This is a genomic window from Pelomonas nitida, assembly GCF_043555975.1.
In the GTDB taxonomy this organism is placed as follows: Bacteria; Pseudomonadota; Gammaproteobacteria; order Burkholderiales; family Burkholderiaceae_C; genus Pelomonas; species Pelomonas nitida.
Genome location: NZ_JBIGIA010000005.1, coordinates 259,874 through 279,324, shown reverse-complemented (window position 1 = coordinate 279,324; position 19,451 = coordinate 259,874). Strand labels below are relative to the sequence as shown.

Annotated in this window: 22 protein-coding genes; 20 read left to right on the top strand and 2 right to left on the bottom strand. The window is 67.9% G+C overall.

The features are described 5' to 3' along the window. Positions 1-26: 26 nt before the first annotated feature. A complete protein-coding gene (locus tag ACG00X_RS08675; RefSeq protein ID WP_394487709.1) occupies positions 27-1,517 on the top strand; it encodes a DEAD/DEAH box helicase in 1,491 nt (496 codons plus the stop codon). Here ACG00X_RS08675 and ACG00X_RS08670 read toward each other — a convergent pair. Both ACG00X_RS08670 and ACG00X_RS08665 read right to left on the bottom strand, forming a co-directional pair. Further along, positions 1,514-2,284, bottom strand: a complete 771-nt coding sequence (locus ACG00X_RS08670; protein WP_394487708.1) for an SAM-dependent methyltransferase — start codon at positions 2,282-2,284, stop codon at positions 1,514-1,516. The two genes, ACG00X_RS08675 and ACG00X_RS08670, sit on opposite strands and share 4 nt — an antisense overlap. After that, positions 2,281-2,856 (bottom strand): Maf family nucleotide pyrophosphatase, encoded by a 576-nt coding sequence (locus tag ACG00X_RS08665; protein WP_394487707.1) that lies wholly within the window; start codon positions 2,854-2,856, stop codon positions 2,281-2,283. Before ACG00X_RS08665 ends, ACG00X_RS08670 begins: the two co-directional genes overlap by 4 nt. 32 nt (positions 2,857-2,888) lie before the next feature. On the opposite strand from ACG00X_RS08665, the gene ACG00X_RS08660 reads away from it, so the two are divergent. The 19 genes from ACG00X_RS08660 to ACG00X_RS08570 all read left to right on the top strand — a co-directional run bounded on the left by ACG00X_RS08660 (position 2,889) and on the right by ACG00X_RS08570 (position 19,451). After that, the gene (locus ACG00X_RS08660) at positions 2,889-3,446 is read left to right on the top strand and encodes a YceD family protein (protein ID WP_394487706.1); all 558 of its coding nucleotides are present in this window, start codon (positions 2,889-2,891) and stop codon (positions 3,444-3,446) included. Between the two features lie 165 nt (positions 3,447-3,611). Next, positions 3,612-3,797: a 50S ribosomal protein L32 gene (rpmF, locus tag ACG00X_RS08655; protein WP_056876082.1), complete on the top strand. Its 186-nt coding sequence runs from the start codon at positions 3,612-3,614 to the stop codon at positions 3,795-3,797. A 131-nt stretch (positions 3,798-3,928) separates the two neighbouring features. Further along, complete coding sequence (gene plsX, locus ACG00X_RS08650; RefSeq protein WP_394487705.1) at positions 3,929-5,026, top strand: phosphate acyltransferase PlsX; 1,098 nt, start codon at positions 3,929-3,931, stop codon at positions 5,024-5,026. Continuing rightward, positions 5,023-6,021, top strand: coding sequence for a beta-ketoacyl-ACP synthase III (locus ACG00X_RS08645; RefSeq protein WP_394487704.1), 999 nt, complete (start codon positions 5,023-5,025; stop codon positions 6,019-6,021). The genes plsX and ACG00X_RS08645 overlap by 4 nt, the downstream gene beginning before the upstream one ends. 13 nt (positions 6,022-6,034) lie before the next feature. After that, complete coding sequence (fabD, locus tag ACG00X_RS08640; protein WP_394487703.1) at positions 6,035-6,979, top strand: ACP S-malonyltransferase; 945 nt, start codon at positions 6,035-6,037, stop codon at positions 6,977-6,979. Between the two features lie 4 nt (positions 6,980-6,983). Further along, positions 6,984-7,736: a 3-oxoacyl-ACP reductase FabG gene (gene fabG, locus ACG00X_RS08635; protein ID WP_394487702.1), complete on the top strand. Its 753-nt coding sequence runs from the start codon at positions 6,984-6,986 to the stop codon at positions 7,734-7,736. A 110-nt stretch (positions 7,737-7,846) separates the two neighbouring features. Continuing rightward, positions 7,847-8,086: an acyl carrier protein gene (gene acpP, locus ACG00X_RS08630; protein WP_056204266.1), complete on the top strand. Its 240-nt coding sequence runs from the start codon at positions 7,847-7,849 to the stop codon at positions 8,084-8,086. Positions 8,087-8,145: 59 nt separating this feature from the next. Further along, a complete protein-coding gene (gene fabF / locus ACG00X_RS08625) occupies positions 8,146-9,390 on the top strand; it encodes a beta-ketoacyl-ACP synthase II (RefSeq protein WP_394487700.1) in 1,245 nt (414 codons plus the stop codon). A 10-nt stretch (positions 9,391-9,400) separates the two neighbouring features. Then, positions 9,401-9,820 carry a hypothetical protein gene (locus ACG00X_RS08620; protein ID WP_394487698.1) on the top strand — a complete coding sequence of 140 codons (420 nt, stop codon included), beginning with the start codon at positions 9,401-9,403 and terminating at the stop codon, positions 9,818-9,820. Between the two features lie 2 nt (positions 9,821-9,822). Continuing rightward, entirely contained in the window at positions 9,823-10,398 is a 576-nt protein-coding gene (locus ACG00X_RS08615; RefSeq protein WP_394487780.1) for a sigma-70 family RNA polymerase sigma factor, read from the top strand. Further along, a complete protein-coding gene (locus ACG00X_RS08610; protein ID WP_394487696.1) occupies positions 10,395-10,940 on the top strand; it encodes an RseA family anti-sigma factor in 546 nt (181 codons plus the stop codon). The genes ACG00X_RS08615 and ACG00X_RS08610 overlap by 4 nt, the downstream gene beginning before the upstream one ends. A gap of 42 nt (positions 10,941-10,982) precedes the next feature. Further along, positions 10,983-12,452: a DegQ family serine endoprotease gene (locus ACG00X_RS08605; RefSeq protein WP_394487694.1), complete on the top strand. Its 1,470-nt coding sequence runs from the start codon at positions 10,983-10,985 to the stop codon at positions 12,450-12,452. 500 nt (positions 12,453-12,952) lie between these two features. Next, a complete protein-coding gene (gene lepA / locus ACG00X_RS08600) occupies positions 12,953-14,761 on the top strand; it encodes a translation elongation factor 4 (RefSeq protein WP_394487692.1) in 1,809 nt (602 codons plus the stop codon). Positions 14,762-14,803: 42 nt separating this feature from the next. Then, positions 14,804-15,787 carry a signal peptidase I gene (lepB, locus tag ACG00X_RS08595; RefSeq protein WP_394487691.1) on the top strand — a complete coding sequence of 328 codons (984 nt, stop codon included), beginning with the start codon at positions 14,804-14,806 and terminating at the stop codon, positions 15,785-15,787. Between the two features lie 8 nt (positions 15,788-15,795). Next, complete coding sequence (locus ACG00X_RS08590) at positions 15,796-16,179, top strand: DUF4845 domain-containing protein (RefSeq protein WP_394487689.1); 384 nt, start codon at positions 15,796-15,798, stop codon at positions 16,177-16,179. 25 nt (positions 16,180-16,204) lie between these two features. After that, positions 16,205-16,912 carry a ribonuclease III gene (gene rnc, locus ACG00X_RS08585; RefSeq protein WP_394487688.1) on the top strand — a complete coding sequence of 236 codons (708 nt, stop codon included), beginning with the start codon at positions 16,205-16,207 and terminating at the stop codon, positions 16,910-16,912. Then, the gene (era, locus tag ACG00X_RS08580; protein WP_394487687.1) at positions 16,909-17,835 is read left to right on the top strand and encodes a GTPase Era; all 927 of its coding nucleotides are present in this window, start codon (positions 16,909-16,911) and stop codon (positions 17,833-17,835) included. Before rnc ends, era begins: the two co-directional genes overlap by 4 nt. Before the next feature lie 83 nt (positions 17,836-17,918). Then, on the top strand, positions 17,919-18,680 hold the full coding sequence (gene recO, locus ACG00X_RS08575) for a DNA repair protein RecO (RefSeq protein ID WP_394487685.1): 762 nt from the start codon (positions 17,919-17,921) through the stop codon (positions 18,678-18,680). A gap of 3 nt (positions 18,681-18,683) precedes the next feature. Beyond that, positions 18,684-19,451 (top strand): pyridoxine 5'-phosphate synthase, encoded by a 768-nt coding sequence (locus ACG00X_RS08570; RefSeq protein ID WP_394487683.1) that lies wholly within the window; start codon positions 18,684-18,686, stop codon positions 19,449-19,451.

The following is a 19,451-nucleotide window of genomic DNA, read 5'->3' as shown; positions in this document are numbered from 1 at the left end:
TGCATGGCCGGCGATAATCACTGGCTATGAGTGAAAACGCGTCCCTCCCCGTCGTGCCTGCCACTGCGGACGCCGAACCCGCGCCGCCGGCCCGGTTCGACACCCTTCCCCTGGATCCCAAGCTCCTGCGTGCGGTGGCCGATTCCGGCTATCTCACGATGACGCCCATCCAGGCCAAGGCCATCCCCATCGTGCTGCAGGGGTGCGACGTCATGGGCGCCGCCCAGACCGGCACCGGCAAGACCGCCGCGTTCTCGATCCCGCTGTTGCAGCGCATGCTCAAGCACGAGAACCCGAGCGTGTCGCCGGCCCGCCACCCGGTGCGCGCGCTCGTGCTGGCGCCGACGCGTGAGCTGGCCGACCAAGTTGCCGACAACGTCAAGAAGTACGCCAAGCACACGCAGTTGCGCTCGGTGGTGGTGTTTGGTGGTGTCGATATGAAGCCGCAAACGGCCGCGCTCAAGGCCGGCGTCGAGGTGTTGATCGCGACGCCCGGTCGCCTGCTGGACCACATCGAGGCCAAGAACTGCGTGCTGAACCAGGTCGAGTACGTCGTGCTCGACGAGGCCGACCGCATGCTGGACATCGGCTTCCTGCCCGACCTGCAGCGCATCCTGAGCTTCCTGCCCAAGGCCCGGCAGACGCTGTTGTTCTCGGCGACCTTCTCGCCCGAGATCAAGCGGCTGGCGCAGAGCTATCTGCAGGACCCCATCCTCGTCGAGACTGCGCGGCCCAACCAGACGGCGTCCACCGTCGAGCAGCGCTTCATCAGTGCCACCGACGACGACAAGCGCGCCATCATCAAGCAGATCCTCAAGGAACGCTCGATCCGCCAGGCCATCGTGTTTGGCAACTCCAAGCTGGGTGTCGCCCGTCTCGCCCGCGCCTTCGAGCGCGACGGCCTGCGCACGGCGGCCTTGCATGGCGACAAGTCGCAGGACGAGCGCCTGAAATCGCTGGATGCGTTCAAGCGCGGCGAGGTGGACTTGCTGGTGGCGACCGACGTGGCCGCGCGCGGGCTGGACATTTCCAACCTGCCGGCGGTCTTCAACTTCGACGTGCCGTTCAACGCCGAGGATTACGTTCACCGCATCGGCCGCACGGGGCGCGCGGGAGCCTCGGGCCTTGCCGTCACGCTGGTGACGAAGTCCGACGCCCGCCTCGTGGCGGACATCGAGAAGCTCATCAAGCGCACCATCGATCTCGACGTCTATGAACTCGAGAGCGAGCGTCCTCGTTTCGAGCGTCGCACGCGAGATGACGCCTCAGAGCGTTCGGAGCGTTATGAACGCGCGGATCGGCCGCCGCGCGCGGCCGGCCCGGTGCAGCGCGCGCCGGCGCCGCCGGCCGATCCGTTCTTCAACAAGCCCTACGAGGCCAGCACGCGCGACGAGCCGCCGGCCTGGGAGAAGGCGAAGGCCGCGTCGCCGGTCAAGGGCTTGTCGAGCTACATCAAGCCCAAGCGCCAGGTGGCGGCGCTGTTCGGCGCCAAGAAGCCCGCGCCGGCCGAGGGTTAGGCCAGCAAGGCGAAGACCGCAGGGATGCGGTCGGGCAGGGCGTCGCCGCTGCGCTTCCAGTCGGCCACGGTCGCGGTGCGCGTCCAGCCGCCGGGTAGCGTCAAGCCGACGCTGATCGACAGCCGCGTCGTCGGCTTCAGCGACGCCACAAGCGCCTGGCGCATCGCCTCGTTGCGGTAGGGCGTCTCGATCAGCAGTTGCGTCTGCTGGGTCTTGGCCGACAGGGCCTCCAGCTCGCGCGCGCGCGCCATGCGGGCGCTCGCGTCCACCGGCAAATAGCCAACAAAAGCAAAGCTCTGCCCGTTCAATCCGCTGGCCGCCAGCGCCAGCAGCAACGAGCTGGGGCCGGACAGCGGCACGACCTCGATGCCGGCCTCATGGGCTAGCGCCACCAAGCGCGCCCCGGGGTCGGCCACGGCCGGCAGCCCGGCCTCCGAGATCAGCCCGACGTCATGCCCTGAGAGCGCGGGGGAGAGCAGGGCGCGCCAGGCGGCGCTGTCGTCACCGGCCGGTTTGCCGCCCTTGGGTGGGCGAGGCAACTCGGCGATCTGCACAGCCTGCAGGGGTTGCGCCAGCGGCGTGATGGCGTCCACCCGCTTGAGCAGGGCGCGCGTCGTCTTCGCGTTTTCTGCGGCCCAATGCGTCAGGCGTGCGGCCGTGTCGATGACCCGCTGCGGCAGCACCTCGCGCAGGTCCAGCGAATCGTCCACGCCGAAATCCAGTGTGTTGGGCATCAGGATCAGGCGGCCCTTGTTGGTCGTGCTCATGCCAGCGGCTCCAGGCCAGCACGGCGCAGCAGCGCGCAGGTGCGAATGAGCGGCAGGCCGATCAGCGCCGTTGGGTCATCGGATTCGACGGCGTCCAGCAGCGCGATGCCCAGGCTTTCTACCTTCGCGCTGCCGGCACAGTCGTAGGGCTGGTCGGCCAGCAGATAGGCTTCGATGGCGGCGTCGTTCAGCACGCGCAGTCGCACGCGCACCTCGGCGCGCTCGATGGCGGCGAGCCCCGGCGCGACGATGGCGACCGCCGTCTGGAACACCGCGGCCCGCCCGCTCATGCGGCGCAGTTGCTGAGCGGCGGCGTCGTGCGTGCCGGGCTTGCCGATGGCTTCGCCGTCGAGGTCGGCCACCTGGTCGGAGCCGATGACGACCGCGCCTGGAAAGCGTGCGGCCACGGCCCGTGCCTTGGCCAGCGCCAGGCGTTCGGCCAGCGCGGCGGGCGCTTCGCCGGGCAGGGCGGTTTCATCGACATCGGGAGCGATGGCCTCGAAGGGCAGGCGCAGGCGGGCCAGCAATTCCTGGCGGTAGCGGGACGTCGAGGCAAGGATCAGCGGAGGCATGCGGTCATTTTCACCCGCCTAAAATTCGGTTCATGAAACCGCGTGCCTTTGTTCCCGAGAAGCTTGACCTTGCTGCCTTCATCCATGACGGCGCCGGCCTGGAGGGCGAATGGCCCGCTGCGTCGCTGGCGCGCCTGGCTGATTCCGCTGCGCCCGAAGCGCCTGCCGACGGCTGGCCTGCGGTGCGCTGGAGCCTTCAGGGCGAGACCCGGCAGCCCAAGGGGGGCAAGGCCCAGGCCTGGTTGCAGGTGGCGGCGCACGCGCAGGTGGCGCTGACCTGCCAGCGCTGCCTCAAGCCCGTGCATGAGGCCGTGGAGGTCGATCGGTGGATTCGCTTTGTCGACACCGAGGCCGAGGCTGCGGCGCTGGACGCGGACAGCGATGACGACGTGCTGGCGATGCCGCGCCACCTCGACGCGCGTGAGCTCGTCGAGGACGAACTGCTGCTGGCCCTGCCGCTGGTGCCTCGGCACGAGGCCTGCCCGGAGCCGCTGGTGCAGTCGGCGGATGAGGCTGTCGTCGAGGACGAAGAGGCGGCGCCGCATCCCTTCGCGGCGCTGGCAGCGCTCAAGCGGGGCGGCGGCGCCTGAGGCGAGTCATGCGCGCGGCGCCTTGGCCCGTCGAGCAAGTTGAACTGGCTTGGCGACAAGGGGATTCGCTGCTATACTCATGGGCTTTTCTGCGGCCTGGAGTTCGAGCGTTGTTCTCACTCCCCGGGGTCGCAACCCCAAACCCCGCAGATTTCGGAGAATTTCATGGCCGTTCAGCAAAACAAGAAGTCGCCTTCCAAGCGCGGCATGCACCGTTCCCACAACGCCCTGGTCACCCCGGGCACGGCCATCGAGCCGACGACGGGCGAAGTGCACCTGCGTCACCACATCAGCCCGACCGGCTTCTATCGTGGCCGCAAGGTCCTGAAGAGCAAGGCCGACGCGGCCTGAGCCAGACTGGGCCTTTCCAAGGCCTGGGGCTACCGCGCCGCTTGATGGCGGTGCGTACCGATGAATCTGCCAACCCGGCCTGTGCTTTGCGCAGTGCCGGGTTTGGTCTTTTCTGAATCGCATTCGTTTCGATGACCACCCACGCGCCTTTGCCCGACCCCGTCCGCCTTGCCGTCGACTGCATGGGCGGCGATCACGGTCCCTCGGTCACCTTGCCGGCCTGCCGGGCTTTTCTCGACAAGCATCCAGCCGCCGAGCTCATCCTCGTCGGCAAACCCGAGGCGCTGAGCGCCGCAGCGGCCTGGCCGCGCTGCCGCATCGTGGCCGCCAGCGAGGTCGTGACGATGGACGACCCGATCGAGGTGGCTCTGCGCCGCAAGCGCGATTCGTCCATGCGTGTCGCGATCCAGCAGCTGAAGGAGGGGTCTGACGGTGCGGCTGCGCAGGCCCATGCCTGCGTGTCGGCCGGCAACACCGGCGCGCTGATGGCCGTGGCCAAAGTGCTGCTGAAGACGGTGGCCGGCATCGACAGGCCTGCCATCGCTGCCGTGCTGCCCAACGCCACGGGCCGCTTCACGACGGTGCTCGACCTGGGCGCCAACGTCGATTCGTCGGCCGAGAACCTGCTGCAGTTCGCCGTGCTGGGCAGCGCGCTGGTGTCTGCCGTGGACGGCATCGAGGAGCCCAGCGTGGGCCTGCTCAACATCGGCGAAGAGGCCATCAAGGGCAGCGAGACCATCAAGCAGGCCGGTGAACTGCTGCGCGCCGCAGGGGCCGCCGGTCAGCTGAACTTCTTCGGCAACGTCGAAGGCAACGACATCTTCAAGGGGACCACCGACATCGTGGTCTGCGACGGCTTTGTCGGCAACGTCATGCTCAAGACGTCCGAAGGGTTGGCCAGCATGATGGGCGGCTTCATCAAGGCCGAGTTCGGGCGCAACTGGCTCAGCCTGCTGGGTGGCTTGCTGGCCAAGCCGGTGTTGAATCGCTTCAAGCATCGCGTCGATCACCGGCGCTTCAACGGCGCCGCGCTGCTGGGGCTGCGCGGCCTGGTGTTCAAGAGCCATGGCTCGGCCGACGCCTTCGCGTTCGAGAATGCGCTGGCCCGCGCTTATGATGCCGCCCGCAACCGGCTGCTGGACCGGGTACACGATCGCATCGTCGCCACGCTGCAAGCGGGCGCTGCCGATGCCGGAGACAAGGCGGCGCCCGCCGCCCAGGCCGCATGAGCCCTTCAGGACACCTTTCCCCCCGTTATTCGCGCATCCTCGGCACCGGCAGTCATCTGCCGGCCGACCGCGTGACCAACCAGGCCCTGGCCGATCGACTCGCGGCCGACGGCATCGAGACGTCCGACGACTGGATCGTCGAGCGCACCGGCATCCGGGCTCGCCACTTCGCCGCGCCGGACGAGACGTCCAGCGACCTCGCGTATCCCGCTGCACAAGCGGCGCTGGCGGCGGCCGGTGTGAAGGCCGAGGAGCTCGATCTCATCATCGTCGCCACGTCCACGCCCGACATGGTTTTCCCGTCCACGGCCTGCCTGCTGCAGAAGAAGCTGGGCGCGTTCGGCTGTGCGGCCTTCGACGTGCAGGCGGTTTGCTCCGGCTTCATCTACGCCTTGAGCGTGGCCGACTCGATGATCAAGAGCGGCGCGGCGCGTAAGGCGCTGGTCGTCGGGGCCGAGGTGTTCTCGCGCATCCTGGACTTCCGCGACCGCACGACCTGCGTGCTGTTCGGTGACGGCGCCGGCGCGGTGGTGCTGGGCGCCAGCGACGAGCCAGGCCTTCTCGCCACCGAGCTGCATGCCGACGCCCGCCATACCGACATCCTGTGCACGCCCGGCACGCTGGCCGGCGGTCAGGTGCTCGGTTCGCCCTTCCTGAAGATGGACGGGCAGGCCGTCTTCAAGCTGGCCGTGGGCCTGCTCGACAAGGTGGCCCGCTCGGTGCTCGACAAGGCCGGCCTGACCGATGCCGACATCGACTGGCTCATCCCGCACCAGGCCAACATCCGCATCATGCAGGGCACGGCCAAGAAGCTGCGCATGCCGCTGGACAAGCTCATCGTCACGGTCGACGAGCACGGCAACACGTCGGCGGCGTCGGTGCCGCTGGCGCTCGACGTGGCGGTGCGCAGCGGCCGCGTGCGCCGTGGCGACACCGTCATGCTCGAAGGCGTGGGCGGTGGCTTCACGTGGGGCGCTGCCCTTCTCAAATACTGATCTGCTGAATTTCATGACTGCACCTTTTGCCGTTGTCTTTCCGGGGCAAGGTTCGCAAGCCGTCGGCATGCTCGACGCTTTTGCCGACCATCCCGAAGTCCGTCGCACGCTGGATGAGGCCTCCGCCGCCCTGGGCGAGGACATCGCCGCGCTGATCCACGCCGGCCCCAAGGACCAGCTGGACCTGACGACCAATACCCAGCCCGTCATGCTGACGGCCGGCATCGCCGCCTGGCGTGCCTTCGTCGCCGAAACGGGCGCGACCCCGGTCGCCGCTGCCGGCCACTCGCTGGGTGAATACACCGCGCTGGTCGCGGCCGGCGCGCTGAGCCTGGCCGACGCGCTGCCGCTGGTGCGTTTCCGTGCGCAGGCGATGCAGGAGGCCGTGCCCGTGGGCGCTGGCGCCATGTACGCCATCCTGGGCCTGGACGGTGACGCCGTGCGCGCCGGCTGTGCGCAGGCAGCGGCCGAAACCGGCGAGGCCATCGAGGCCGTCAACTTCAACGACCCCAAGCAGACGGTCATCGCCGGCAGCAAGGCCGGCGCCGATAAGGCCGCCGAGATCCTGAAGGCCGCCGGTGCCAAGCGCGCGCTGCCGCTGCCGGTGTCCGCACCTTTCCACTCCAGCCTGATGAAGCCGGCCGCCGAGCGGCTGAAGGAAAAGCTGGCGTCCGTGCAATTCCAGGCTGCTGCGTTCCCGGTCATCAACAACATCGACGTGGCCGTGACCGACAGCGCCGACGCGCTGCGCGATGCGCTGTATCGCCAGGCTTTCGGCCCGGTGCGCTGGGTGGAGGTGGTGCAGGCGCTCAAGGCGCGTGGCGTCGCCCACATCATCGAGGCCGGCCCCGGCAAGGTGCTGACCGGCATGGCCAAGCGCATCGACGCCGAGCTGCAGGCCGCCTGCGTGTTCGATCCCGCCTCGCTGGCCGAGGCCCGCGCCCTGCTCGGAGCTTGATCCCATGACCGCCTCTGCATCCCCGACGAATCTGGGCACGGCCCTCGTCACCGGCGCCAGTCGCGGCATCGGCCGCGCCATCGCGCTGCATCTGGCCCAGGTCGGCTGGCGCGTCATCGGCACGGCGACGTCCGAGTCCGGCGCCGCCGCCATCACCGAGGCCTTGGCGCCGCACGGCGGCCGCGGCATCGTGCTGAACGTGACCGACGCTGCGGCCTCGCAAGCGGCCGTCGACGACATCGTCGCCAAGGACGGCGGCTTGCATGTCCTGGTCAACAACGCCGGCATCACGCGCGACACGCTGTCCATGCGCATGAAGGACGAGGACTGGGACGCCGTGCTGGACACCAACCTCAAGGCGGTGTTCCGCCTCGCCCGCGCGGCGACCAAGCCCATGATGAAGCAGCGCAGCGGCCGCATCATCAACATCACGTCCGTCGTCGGCGCTTCCGGCAATGCCGGCCAGGCCAATTACGCCGCCGCCAAGGCCGGCGTGGCCGGCCTGACACGTTCGCTGGCCCGCGAACTGGGCAGCCGTGGCATCACCGTCAACTGCGTCGCGCCGGGCTTCATCGCCACCGACATGACCGAGGTGCTGCCCGAGGCCCAGAAGGCCGCGCTGCTGTCGCAGATCCCGCTGGGCCGCCTGGGCGCGCCCGACGAGATCGCTGCGGCCGTGGCCTTCCTGGCCTCGCCCGGCGCGGCCTACATCACCGGCAGCGAGCTGCACGTCAACGGCGGCATGTACATGGCCTGACGGCCTGAACCAGCGCCATCCCACCCGCTTGCTCCCCTGACTTAGGGGTGCAACTCTAGAGCCCGTAGAATGCTGGGCTGTTTTCTGCAAACCCCTCCTGGAGGAGTGTCATGAGCGATATCGAAGCACGAGTCAAAAAGATCATTGCCGAACAACTGGGCGTGGCGGAAGCCGACGTCACCAACGAGAAGGCTTTCGTCGCCGACCTGGGCGCCGACTCGCTGGACACCGTGGAACTGGTGATGGCCCTCGAAGACGAATTCGGCATCGAGATCCCCGACGAAGAAGCCGAGAAGATCACCACCGTGCAGCTGGCGATCGACTACGCCGTCAAGCACCAGAAGGCCTGAGCGCCTTTTGGCGCCTCAGTCCTTTCTCTCGCAACTCTCTGATCCCTGATCCGCACCGCATGACCCGTCGCCGTGTCGTCGTCACCGGTCTTGGCCTCATCAGTCCCGTCGGCAACACCGTTGCCGAAGGTTGGGCCAATATCCTCGCCGGACGTTCCGGCATCGCCACCGTCACCCGCTTTGACGCCAGCAATCTGGCGTGCCACTTCGCGGGTGAGGTCAAGGGCTTCAACATCGAGGACTACATCCCCGCCAAGGAAGCCCGGCACATGGATACCTTCATCCATTACGGGCTGGCGGCGTCCATTCAGGCGGTGCGTGATTCCGGCATTCCCACCGGCGATCAGCTGACCGAAGAACAGGCCGAGCGCATCGGCGTGCTCGTGGGGTCGGGCATCGGCGGCCTGCCGCTGATCGAAGACACGCACACCGAGGTGATGAACCGCGGCCCCCGCCGCATCTCGCCTTTCTTCATTCCGGCCTCGATCATCAACATGATCTCGGGCCACGTCTCCATCAACTTCGGTTTCCAGGGCCCCAACCTGGCGATCGTGACGGCCTGCACGACGGGCCTGCACGCGATCGGCGAAGCCGGCCGCCTCATCGAGTACGGCGATGCCGACGTGATGATCGCGGGCGGTGCCGAATGCGCGGTGTCGCAGCTGGGCATCGGTGGCTTCGCGGCTGCCCGTGCGCTGTCCACGCGCAACGACGACCCGGCCACGGCCTCGCGCCCGTGGGACAAGGACCGCGACGGTTTTGTCCTCGGCGAGGGGGCCGGTGTGCTGGTGCTCGAAGAGTACGAACACGCCAAGAAGCGCGGCGCCAAGATCTATTGCGAACTGGCCGGCTTCGGCATGGGTGCCGACGCGTATCACATGACCGCGCCCAACGTTGACGGCCCCAAGCGCTCCATGCGCGCGGCGCTGCGCAATGCGGGCATCAACGCCGATCAGGTCCAGTACATGAACGCCCACGGCACGTCCACGCCGCTGGGTGACGTGAACGAGACCAATGCGGTCAAGCTGGCCTTCGGCGATCACGCCAAGCGCATGGTCGTGAGCTCCACCAAGTCCATGACGGGCCACCTGCTCGGCGGCGCGGGGGGCATCGAGTCGGTGTTCACGGCGCTGGCCATTCGCGATCAGGTCGCGCCCCCGACGATCAACATCTTCAACCAGGACCCGGCTTGCGACCTGGACTACTGCGCCAACGAGGCGCGGCCCATGAAGATCGACATCGCCGCAAAGAACAACTTCGGTTTCGGCGGCACCAACGGCACGCTGATCTTCAAGCGGGTCTGAACCCCAGGCCATGCGCCGCACGCCGCCGGTCGTCGTGCAACTGCAGCCGCAGCGCGTGCTGCGGGCCGTCGTGACCGGCATCGCCGGCCTCGCTGCGGCGGGGCTGACTGCATGGCTGCTCAGCCACCACGCACCGGCCTGGCCGCTGCTGTTGGCCATTCCCTTCGTTGTCATCCACGCGTGGCGGTCTGCCGAGGTGCTCCCGCGCCGGCTGCGCTGGGATGGCCAATCCTGGTGGCTGGCGGAGCCGGGGCAGTCGGCAGAAGCCGAGGTGCAACTTGACGTGCTGATCGATCTCGACGCCTGGCTGCTGCTGCGAGCGGCCCCTGGGCCTCGCTGGCTGCCGCTGGCGCGCCGCCAGCAGGTGGCGCACTGGGGCGCCTTGCGGGCGACGCTGTTCTCGGCGCCGGCGGCCACGCTGTCTCGATGAGCATGTCCGAGCGTGATGCCGATGCGCTGCTGGTGCGCGAGGCCCAGGCCGGCCGGCGCGCCGCCTTCGACATGCTGGTGCTGAAGTACCAGCGCCGCGTGGAGCGGCTGTTGTCGCGCAGCGTGAGTGACCCCGACGACGTGGCGGACCTTTGCCAGGAGACGTTCCTGGCGGCTTACCACGCGCTGCCGGGCTTTCGTGGCGACAGCGCCTTCTACACCTGGGTCTACCGGATCGCCATCAACACGGCCCAGCGCCATCGCGCGCGGCAACGTCCGGTCACGTCGCTGGACGATGACGAGGGAACTTTCGACGCCGACGCGCATCCAACCGACGATGCGACCCCCGAGGCCTTGCTCGCCAGCCGCCAGCTGGCGGTGGGGCTGAACGAGGCGGTCGAGGGCCTGGCCGACGATCAACGCCGGGCGCTGCTGCTGCGAGAGGTGGATGGTTTGAGCTACGAAGAGATTGCCGACCTGATGGATTGCCCGCCGGGCACGGTGCGTTCGCGCATCTTCCGTGCGCGCGAGGCCCTGGCCGCCCGTCTGCGGCCGCTGCTCGGCGGAGGCTGGCGATGAACGCCCCCGACGATGCGCTGACCCAGGCGCTCTCCGCCGTCATGGACGGGCGGGCAACGCCCTCGCAGTGGGCGCTCGTGAACGCGGCCTGGGCGCACGACGCCGCGTTGCGCGAGCGCTGGGCCGCGTGGCACGCCGCAGCCGACGGCTTGCGCTCGGCCGAGCTGCTGCCGCATCACCGGCCGGCCCAGGCGCTGCTGGACGCGCTGCACGCGCAGATGCCGGCGCCCGTCGAGGACCATCCGCGCCGCCGCGACTGGTTCGCGCCGCTGGGCGTTGCGGCCAGCTTTGTGGCCTTGGCGATCGGGCTGGTCGCGCTGCGGCCGCCGGCCACAGACGACCCGACGTTGGCTGCCGCCTCGTTCCCGGCACCGCGCGCGCAAGGGCTTGGCGGGCTGAGCTTTGCGCAAACGGCGGCGGGCCGTACGCTGCCGGGCTGGGGCGCGTCCCTGGAGTCAGGATTGCCGGCACAAGCCACGCCGGAGATCATCGACTGGGGGCTCCCGCTGCCCGAGCCCGGGGCTTCCGCCCCGGCACCCTGAAATTCCTTCATCCTTCGCTGCCTGTTGACTCTGGAATCTCCTATGCACGCTGAGAACCGTCTTTCCCCCGCGCGCGGGCGCCTGCTGCTGAGCGGCACTGCCCTGGCTCTGGCGCTCGCGCTGGGTCATGCACCTGCCATCGCGCAACCGCGCGAGCTGCCGGACTTCAGCGAACTGGTCGAGCGCGTCGGCCCCGCCGTGGTCAACATCCGCACCGCCGAGAAGGTCAAGCTGGCCGACACCCAGGGCGGCATGGACGAGCAGATGCAGGAGTTCTTCCGCCGCTTCGGCATCCCCGTGCCCAACCAGCGCCGCGGCACGCCGCGCGGCGGCGCGACGCCGGACGACGACGGCCCGACGCGCCGTGGCGTCGGCTCCGGCTTCATCCTCAGCGCCGACGGCTACGTGCTGACGAACGCGCACGTCGTGCAAGGGGCCGACGAGGTCATCGTCACGCTGACCGACAAGCGCGAGCTGAAGGCCAAGATCATCGGCGCCGACCAGCGCTCGGACGTGGCGGTCGTGAAGGTCGAGGCCACGGGCCTGCCGGTCGTCAAGGTCGGCGACAGCAGCAAGGCCAAGGTGGGCGAGTGGGTCATGGCCATCGGCTCGCCGTTCGGCCTCGAGAACACCGTGACGGCCGGCATCATCAGCGCCAAGCAGCGCGACACGGGCGATCTGCTGCCGCTGATCCAGACCGACGTGGCCATCAACCCCGGCAACTCCGGCGGCCCGCTCGTCAACATGCGTGGCGAGGTCATCGGCATCAACTCGCAGATCTACAGCCAGAGCGGCGGCTACATGGGCATCGCGTTCGCGATCCCCATCGCCGACGCCGTGCGTGTGGCCGACGAGCTGCGTGCGGGTGGTCGCGTCGTGCGCGGCTACCTGGGCGTGCTGCCCGACGACATCACCAAGGAAATCGCCGAGGCCATCGGGCTGGGCAAGGCGCAGGGCGCGGTGATCCGCTCGGTGGTGGCCGGCAGCCCGGCCGAGAAGGCCGGTGTGGAAGGTGGCGACGTCGTCACCAAGGTCGACGGCAAGACGGTGGACAAGGCCGCGGACCTGCGTCGCCTCGTGGCTGCCGTGAAGCCTGGCGCCAAGACCACGCTGACCGTGTTCCGCCGGGGCGTGACGAAGGACATCGTCGTCACCATCGGCGAAGACGAGCGCAGCAAGAAGGTCGGCGCCGCCGCAGAGGAGCCTGAGCAGGCGCCGGCGGCCGCGCCGAGCGCGGCCCTGGGCCTGAAGGTGTCGGACCTGACCGATGCCCAGCGCAAGGAGCTCAAGCTCAAGTCGGGCGTCAAGGTCGACAGCGCCACCGGCGCGGCGGCGCGTGCCGGCCTGCGCGAAGGCGATCTGATCCTGTCGCTGGACAACGCCGAGGTCGCGTCCGTCAAGGCGTTCCAGGCGCTGCTGGCCAAGGCCGACAAGAACAAGACGCTGAACCTCGTTGTCCGCCGCGAGGACGTCACTAGCTTCATCTTGTTGAAGCCGACTGCAAAACCCTGAAGAAAGCAGGGCCGGCCGCTCGGGCTTTCCGCGATGCGGCATGCCCGACGTCGGCGGTGGGCTGGGTTGTCCACCGATTCCGGAAGTTGGTGCATGCCAACTTGTCGATCGCGCCGCTGATTGTTCGCGCAGCCCGCTAAAATCGCGCCCAGACGTCACCCCGCTAGGGGTGTTTGGCGATGCAATCGTGGGTTGCCGGCAACGGCCGGATTTGATCCACAGGCGATCCACAAGAACTTGTGGATAAGCTGTGGTTAAAAATCCTTGTTGGAGGCCTGCAACGGCCGGAAAACCAATGCTGGTGCGGCCTCCCGGCCGACCCTTTTGGCTACAATGAAAGCCCAACAAGCAGTTGCCATACCTTTTGTTGGAAGGCACGTCGCCTCTTCGACGTGCCTTTTTTTTGCCTTCCGCCGCGCGGCTTTGCCGCGCTTAACTTCGCTGCGCGAAGTTAGCGTGCGGCGCAGCGGCCGATGCCGCTGTGTCCTGCTCAAGACCAGATGAACCACATCCGCAACTTCTCCATCATTGCCCACATCGACCACGGCAAGAGCACGCTGGCCGATCGCATCATCCAGCGCTGCGGAGGGCTGTCTGATCGCGAGATGGAAGCCCAGGTGCTGGACTCGATGGACCTCGAGCGTGAGCGCGGCATCACGATCAAGGCGCAGACGGCGGCGCTGCAGTACAAGGCCCAGGACGGCCAGGTCTACAACCTCAACCTGATCGACACGCCGGGGCACGTGGACTTCTCTTATGAAGTGAGCCGCTCGCTGTCGGCCTGCGAAGGCGCGCTGCTGGTGGTGGATGCGTCGCAGGGTGTCGAGGCGCAGACGGTGGCCAACTGCTACACCGCGCTGGACCTCGGCGTCGAGGTCGTGCCGGTGCTCAACAAGATGGACCTGCCGTCCGCCGACCCGGACAACGCCAAGGCCGAGATCGAGGACGTCATCGGCATCGACGCCGAAGACGCCATTCCGTGCTCGGCCAAGACCGGCATGGGCATCGACGAGATCCTGGAAGCCGTCATCGCCAGGATGCCGCCGCCCAAGGGCGTCGCCGACGCGCCGCCGCGCGCGATGATCATCGACGCCTGGTTCGACAACTATGTCGGCGTGGTCATGCTGGTGCGCGTGGTCGACGGCGAGCTGCGCAAGGGCGAGCGCATTCGCATGATGGCGACCAACTCGGTCTACCCCATCGAGCATCTGGGCGTGTTCACGCCCAAGAGCGAGAACCGCGAAGGCCTGAAGGCCGGCGAAGTGGGCTTCATCATCTGCGGGATCAAGGAGCTCGCCGCCGCGAAGGTGGGCGACACCGTCACGCTCGAAAAGAAGCTGCCCAACAACGCTGGCCCGGCGACCGAGGCGCTGCCCGGCTTCAAGGAAATCCAGCCGCAGGTGTTCGCAGGGCTCTACCCGACCGAGGCCAGCGAGTACGACCAGCTGCGCGACGCGCTGGAAAAGCTCTGCCTGAACGACGCGTCCATCCGCTACGAGCCGGAAGTCAGCCAGGCGCTGGGCTTCGGGTTCCGCGTCGGCTTCCTGGGCTTGCTGCACATGGAGATCGTGCAGGAGCGGCTGGAGCGTGAGTTCGACCAGGACCTCGTGACGACGGCGCCCAGCGTCATCTACGAAGTGGAGATGAACGACGGCGAGGTCATCCAGGTCGAGAACCCGTCCAAGATGCCCGACATCGGCCGCATCCGCGAGATCCGCGAGCCCATCGTCACCGTGCATCTCTACATGCCGCAGGACTACGTCGGCGTCGTCATGACGCTGGCCAACCAGAAGCGCGGCGTGCAGCTCAACATGGCCTATCACGGCAAGCAGGTCATGCTGACCTACGAGATCCCGCTGGCCGAGATCGTGCTGGACTTCTTCGACAAGCTGAAGTCGGCCTCGCGCGGCTATGCGTCCATGGACTACGAGTTCAAGGAGTACCGCGCGGCCGACGTGGTGAAGGTCGACATCATGATCAACGGCGATCGCGTCGACCCGCTGGCCATGATCGTGCACCGCAGCCAGAGCCAGTACCGCGGCCGTGCGGTGGCGGCCAAGATGCGCGAGCAAATCCCGCGGCAGATGTACGACGTGGCCATCCAGGCGGCCATCGGGGCCAACATCATCGCGCGCGAGAACATCAAGGCGCTGCGCAAGAACGTGCTGGCAAAATGCTATGGCGGTGACATCACCCGCAAGCGCAAGCTGCTGGAAAAGCAAAAGGCCGGCAAGAAGCGCATGAAGCAGATCGGCTCGGTGGAAGTGCCGCAAGAAGCCTTCCTCGCCATCCTGCAAGTCGACGACTGAACCTCCCCACAGCCGGATTCCCCCGCCTTGAAAAACTCCTCGATGAGCGCACTGACCGGTGTTTTGTACGCGGCCCTGGTGGCCTATCTCGGCGGCTGGTACGTCGGTCGGTGGAGCGGCAACTTCGCGTTGCTGCTCTTCGTGTTGACGACCGTCAGCATGCTGTACTGGCTGGCCGAGCGTTTCCATTTCGCGCCGGCGCGCCGTGCCGCTGCGCAGAACCTGCTCGACAACGACGCCAAGCGCCGCGAGACCCTGGCCGCTCAGGGCATCGCCCGCGTGGACGGCGACATCGAGCCTGCTCGCCAGCAGATCCTGCAGCAGCCCTGGTGGCTGGACTGGACGGCTGGGCTGTTCCCGGTGATCCTGGTCGTCTTCCTGTTTCGCAGCTTCCTGCTGGAGCCGTTCAAGATCCCGTCCGGCTCCATGGTGCCGACGCTGCTCGTGGGCGACCTCATCCTGGTCAACAAGTTCCACTACGGCATCCGGCTGCCGGTGCTGAACAAGAAGATCATTCCCATCAACGACGTGAAGCGTGGCGACGTGATGGTGTTCCGTTACCCCGAAGACCCGTCGACCGACTTCATCAAGCGCGTCGTGGGCATCCCGGGCGACGAGATCAGCTATGTGAACCAGAAGCTCTACGTCAACGGTCAGCTGCAGCCGACGCAGTTCGTGGACAACTTCTACGACGACAGCGGTTCGCCGCGCGTGTATCGGCCCCGTTTCACCGAGAAGCTCGGTGACAAGCCGCACCAGATCCTCGTGCAGCCGGACGCGGTGCGCAGTTTCCACCCCGACCGCGCCGACGGCCCGTTCCCGTTCCAGGAAAACTGTCGTTACACAGTCGAGGCCGTGACCTGCAAGGTGCCGGCGGGACATTACTTCATGATGGGCGACAACCGCGACAACTCGCGGGATTCGCGCTACTGGGGTTTCGTGCCGGACGAGAACATCGTCGGCAAGGCCTTCTTGGTCTGGATGAATTTCGGTAACCTCAAGCGCATCGGTACCTTCTTCGACTGACACCCAGAATGAATCGTTGCAGCCGTTTGCCGTTGTCTTCCTCGCGCCGCCAGCGCGGCCTGTCGCTGATCGGCCTCCTGTTTTGGGGCGCCGTCGTTGCCTGCGTGGCCGTGGTGGGCATGAAGGTCTTCCCGACCGTGCTGGAGTTCTACACGGTGCAGCGCGTGGTGGACCGCATCGCGTCCAGCAACCCCGCGACCGTTCCGCAGGTGCGCGAGCAGTTCGATCACGCCACGATTACCGAATACTCCATCGCGAGCATCAAGAGCTCCGACCTGATCGTTACCAAAGACAGCAACGACAAGGTCGTCATCGAGTTCTCGTGGGACAAGGAAATCGACCTTTTCGGCCCGGTCTACCTGCTGATCAAGTACCGGGGCAAGTCACGTTGATTGCGCTGCCCATGGCGCCCGGACGATGAATGCCGCTGCTCTTGATGCCCTGCAACATCGTCTCGGCCATCGCTTCCAACGCCCCGAGCTGCTGGCCCGGGCGCTGACCCACCGCAGCTACGGATCGGACCACAACGAGCGCCTGGAGTTCCTGGGCGACGCCGTGCTGAGCCTGGCGGTCTCCAGCCTGCTGTACGAGCGCTATGCCGGCTCCGACGAGGGCGACCTGACGCGCGTGCGCGCCCACCTGGTGCGTGAAGACAGCCTGCACCGCCTCGGGCTCACGCTGGGCCTGCCGGCGGTGCTGAAGATGTCCGACGGCGAGGCCCGTGGCGGTGGCGCGCATCGCCCCTCCATCCTGGCCGATGCGGTCGAGGCCTTGCTGGGCGCGGCCTACATCGACGCCGGCTACGACGCGGCCTTGGCCATCGTGCGCCGCCTGCTCGCCGAGACCATCGCCACGGCCGCCAGCAGCGGCGACTTCGGCAAGGATGCCAAGACGGCGCTGCAGGAATGGCTGCAGGCCCGGCGCATCGCCGTGCCCAGCTACCGCATCGTCGCCACACGCGGCCAGGCGCATGCGCAGACCTTCGAGGTCGAATGTGCGGTGCCCGCCCTGGAGGCGGCCGAACTCGGCGAAGGCCGTTCGCGCCGCGCCGCCGAGCAGGAGGCCGCACGCCGCCTGCTCGACCGTCTTCAGCACCGACTCACCGCCGAACGAGGCAAGCCATGACCACCGACGCCGTTTCCTCCGCCGCCTCTCCCGCCGATGGCCCCGCCCAGCGCTGCGGCCTCATTGCCATCGTCGGCCGGCCCAATGTCGGCAAGTCCACGCTGCTGAACGCGCTTGTGGGCCAGAAGGTCAGCATCACGTCCGACAAGGCCCAGACGACGCGCCACCGCATCACCGGCGTGCGCACCGTGGATGAGGCGCAGTTCGTGTTCGTCGACACGCCTGGCTTCCAGACCAAGCACAACGCGGCGTTGAACCGCACGCTGAACCGCACCGTGCACGGCGTGCTGGCCGACGTGGACCTGGTGCTGTTCGTCGTCGAGGCCGGCCGTTTCGGCCTGGACGACGCCAAGGTGCTGGGCCTGCTGCCCGAGGACAAGCCCGTCGTGCTGATCGCCAACAAGCTCGACGCCGTGCACCGCCGCGCCGAGCTGGCGCCGTGGCTGAAGGGCATGCAGGAGCGCCGCAACTTCGCCGAGTTCGTGCCGCTGTCGGCCAAGAAAGAGGCGGACGTCACGCGGCTGTTCAAGATCCTCAAGCCCTACCTGCCCGAGCAGGGCTGGTTCTACGACGAGGATGCGCTGACCGACCGCAGCGAGAAGTTCCTCGCCAGCGAGATCATCCGCGAGAAGCTGTTCCGGCTGACGGGCGATGAGCTTCCCTACACGTCCACCGTCATCATCGACAAGTGGGAGGACGAGGGCGAGCTGCGCCGCATCAGCGCCAGCATCGTCGTCGAGCGCGACGCGCACAAGGGCATGATCATCGGCCATGGTGGCGAGCGGCTGAAGCGCATCGGTTCGGAGTCGCGCCAGGAGCTGGAGCACCTCATGGATGGCCGCGTGTTCCTGGAGCTGTGGGTCAAGGTGCGTTCGGGCTGGGCCGACAGCGAAGAGCATCTGCGCAGCTACGGCTATGAATAAGGCCCCCAGTTCGGCGGGTAGGCCTGCGCGCCCCCGAGGGGGCCCACCCGGCTCGGGGCTGCCCGGCGCCGGGTGGTGATCCGATGCGGCTGACGCGCCCGCCGGCTGTCCAGCCTGCCTACGTGCTGCACCAGCATGACTGGAGCGAGACCAGCCTCATCCTCGACCTGTTCACGCGCGAGGCCGGCCGGGTGGCCGTGGCCGCCAAGGGCGCCAAGCGACCCTATTCGCAGCTGCGCGCCGTGCTGCTGCCGCTGCAGCGCATCTCCGTGTCGCTGAGCAAGCCGGGGAAATCGGCATCCGCCGAGGGCGGCGAGGTGCAGACGCTGCGCACGGCCGAGTGGGGCGGTGGCGCCACGCTGCCGGCCGGTGCCGCCCTGTTCTCGGGTTATTACCTCAACGAGCTGCTGCTGAAGCTGCTGGCCCGGCACGACCCGCACCCGGCGCTGTTCGACGCCTATGCCGACACGCTGGCACACCTGAGCGAGGGCGACGAGGTGTTGCGTGCCTTCGAGCTGAAGCTGCTCGCCGAGCTGGGTCTGCTGCCCGACCTCAGCGTCGTCACGCCCACGCAGGCCCATGTCGACCCCGAACGCCGCTACCAGCTGTCGCCCGAGTCCGGTGTCATTCCGCCCACCACCGATGCCAGTCTGCCCGGTGCGCTGCTGGTCCAGCTGCAGGCCGCGCTGCTGCATGGGAGCATGGGTGCGTTGCGCCAGGCCTGTGCCACCGCGTCGCCGGCGCTGAAAACCACGCTGCGCGGCCTGCTTCATTACCATCTCGGGCACCAGCCGCTGCGCACACGCGCACTGATGGTCGACGTGCAACAACTGCTCGACTCCTGACCCATGAACCCCTTCGCCCATGCCGGCGCCCGCTGCGCGCTGTCGGTCAACGTCAACAAGGTCGCGCTGCTGCGCAACACCCGTCACCTCGGCATCCCGAGCGTGCTGCGCGCCGCCGAGCATTGCCTGCTGGCCGGTGCCCAGGGCATCACGGTGCACCCGCGGCCCGATGCCCGCCACATCCGGCCAGGCGATGTCGACGACCTGGCTGCCTTTTTGAAAGGCTGGCCGCAGGCCGAGTTCAACATCGAGGGCAACCCGACGCAGAACCTGATGGACTTCGTGCGCCGGTATCGCCCGCACCAGGTCACCTTCGTGCCCGACGCCGAGGACCAGTTCACCTCCGACCACGGCTGGACGCTGCCGCAGGATGCCGCTCGCCTGAAGCCGCTGATCCAGGAAGCGCAGGACCTGGGCGTGCGCGTCAGCCTGTTCATGGACCCCAACCCCGCCGCGATGGCTGCTGTCGCCGAGCTGGGCGCGGACCGCATTGAGCTCTACACCGAAACGTTCGCCAGCGCCTGCGGTACGGACCGCGAGGCTGGTGTGCTGGCCGCCTTCACGGCCACAGCCGAAGCGGCGCTGCAGGTGGGGCTGGGCATCAACGCCGGGCACGACCTGAACCGCGACAACCTGACGGCTTTCCTGCGCGCCGTGCCGGGCGTGCTGGAGGTGTCCATCGGCCACGCGCTGATCGCCGACGCGCTGGAGCTGGGCTACGCCGAGACGGTGAAGGCCTACCAACGTGCCATCGCCACTGCTTACGCATGA

Excerpts from the sequence above, each read along its gene's own strand:
- ACG00X_RS08675 (WP_394487709.1), top strand. The coding sequence starts at position 27 with ATGAGTGAAAACGCGTCCCTCCCCGTCGTGCCTGCCACTGCGGACGCC.
- ACG00X_RS08670 (WP_394487708.1), bottom strand. The coding sequence starts at position 2,284 with ATGAGCACGACCAACAAGGGCCGCCTGATCCTGATGCCCAACACACTG.
- ACG00X_RS08665 (WP_394487707.1), bottom strand. The coding sequence starts at position 2,856 with ATGCCTCCGCTGATCCTTGCCTCGACGTCCCGCTACCGCCAGGAATTG.
- ACG00X_RS08660 (WP_394487706.1), top strand. The coding sequence starts at position 2,889 with ATGAAACCGCGTGCCTTTGTTCCCGAGAAGCTTGACCTTGCTGCCTTC.
- rpmF (WP_056876082.1), top strand. The coding sequence starts at position 3,612 with ATGGCCGTTCAGCAAAACAAGAAGTCGCCTTCCAAGCGCGGCATGCAC.
- plsX (WP_394487705.1), top strand. The coding sequence starts at position 3,929 with ATGACCACCCACGCGCCTTTGCCCGACCCCGTCCGCCTTGCCGTCGAC.
- ACG00X_RS08645 (WP_394487704.1), top strand. The coding sequence starts at position 5,023 with ATGAGCCCTTCAGGACACCTTTCCCCCCGTTATTCGCGCATCCTCGGC.
- fabD (WP_394487703.1), top strand. The coding sequence starts at position 6,035 with ATGACTGCACCTTTTGCCGTTGTCTTTCCGGGGCAAGGTTCGCAAGCC.
- fabG (WP_394487702.1), top strand. The coding sequence starts at position 6,984 with ATGACCGCCTCTGCATCCCCGACGAATCTGGGCACGGCCCTCGTCACC.
- acpP (WP_056204266.1), top strand. The coding sequence starts at position 7,847 with ATGAGCGATATCGAAGCACGAGTCAAAAAGATCATTGCCGAACAACTG.
- fabF (WP_394487700.1), top strand. The coding sequence starts at position 8,146 with ATGACCCGTCGCCGTGTCGTCGTCACCGGTCTTGGCCTCATCAGTCCC.
- ACG00X_RS08620 (WP_394487698.1), top strand. The coding sequence starts at position 9,401 with ATGCGCCGCACGCCGCCGGTCGTCGTGCAACTGCAGCCGCAGCGCGTG.
- ACG00X_RS08615 (WP_394487780.1), top strand. The coding sequence starts at position 9,823 with ATGTCCGAGCGTGATGCCGATGCGCTGCTGGTGCGCGAGGCCCAGGCC.
- ACG00X_RS08610 (WP_394487696.1), top strand. The coding sequence starts at position 10,395 with ATGAACGCCCCCGACGATGCGCTGACCCAGGCGCTCTCCGCCGTCATG.
- ACG00X_RS08605 (WP_394487694.1), top strand. The coding sequence starts at position 10,983 with ATGCACGCTGAGAACCGTCTTTCCCCCGCGCGCGGGCGCCTGCTGCTG.
- lepA (WP_394487692.1), top strand. The coding sequence starts at position 12,953 with ATGAACCACATCCGCAACTTCTCCATCATTGCCCACATCGACCACGGC.
- lepB (WP_394487691.1), top strand. The coding sequence starts at position 14,804 with ATGAGCGCACTGACCGGTGTTTTGTACGCGGCCCTGGTGGCCTATCTC.
- ACG00X_RS08590 (WP_394487689.1), top strand. The coding sequence starts at position 15,796 with ATGAATCGTTGCAGCCGTTTGCCGTTGTCTTCCTCGCGCCGCCAGCGC.
- rnc (WP_394487688.1), top strand. The coding sequence starts at position 16,205 with ATGAATGCCGCTGCTCTTGATGCCCTGCAACATCGTCTCGGCCATCGC.
- era (WP_394487687.1), top strand. The coding sequence starts at position 16,909 with ATGACCACCGACGCCGTTTCCTCCGCCGCCTCTCCCGCCGATGGCCCC.
- recO (WP_394487685.1), top strand. The coding sequence starts at position 17,919 with ATGCGGCTGACGCGCCCGCCGGCTGTCCAGCCTGCCTACGTGCTGCAC.
- ACG00X_RS08570 (WP_394487683.1), top strand. The coding sequence starts at position 18,684 with ATGAACCCCTTCGCCCATGCCGGCGCCCGCTGCGCGCTGTCGGTCAAC.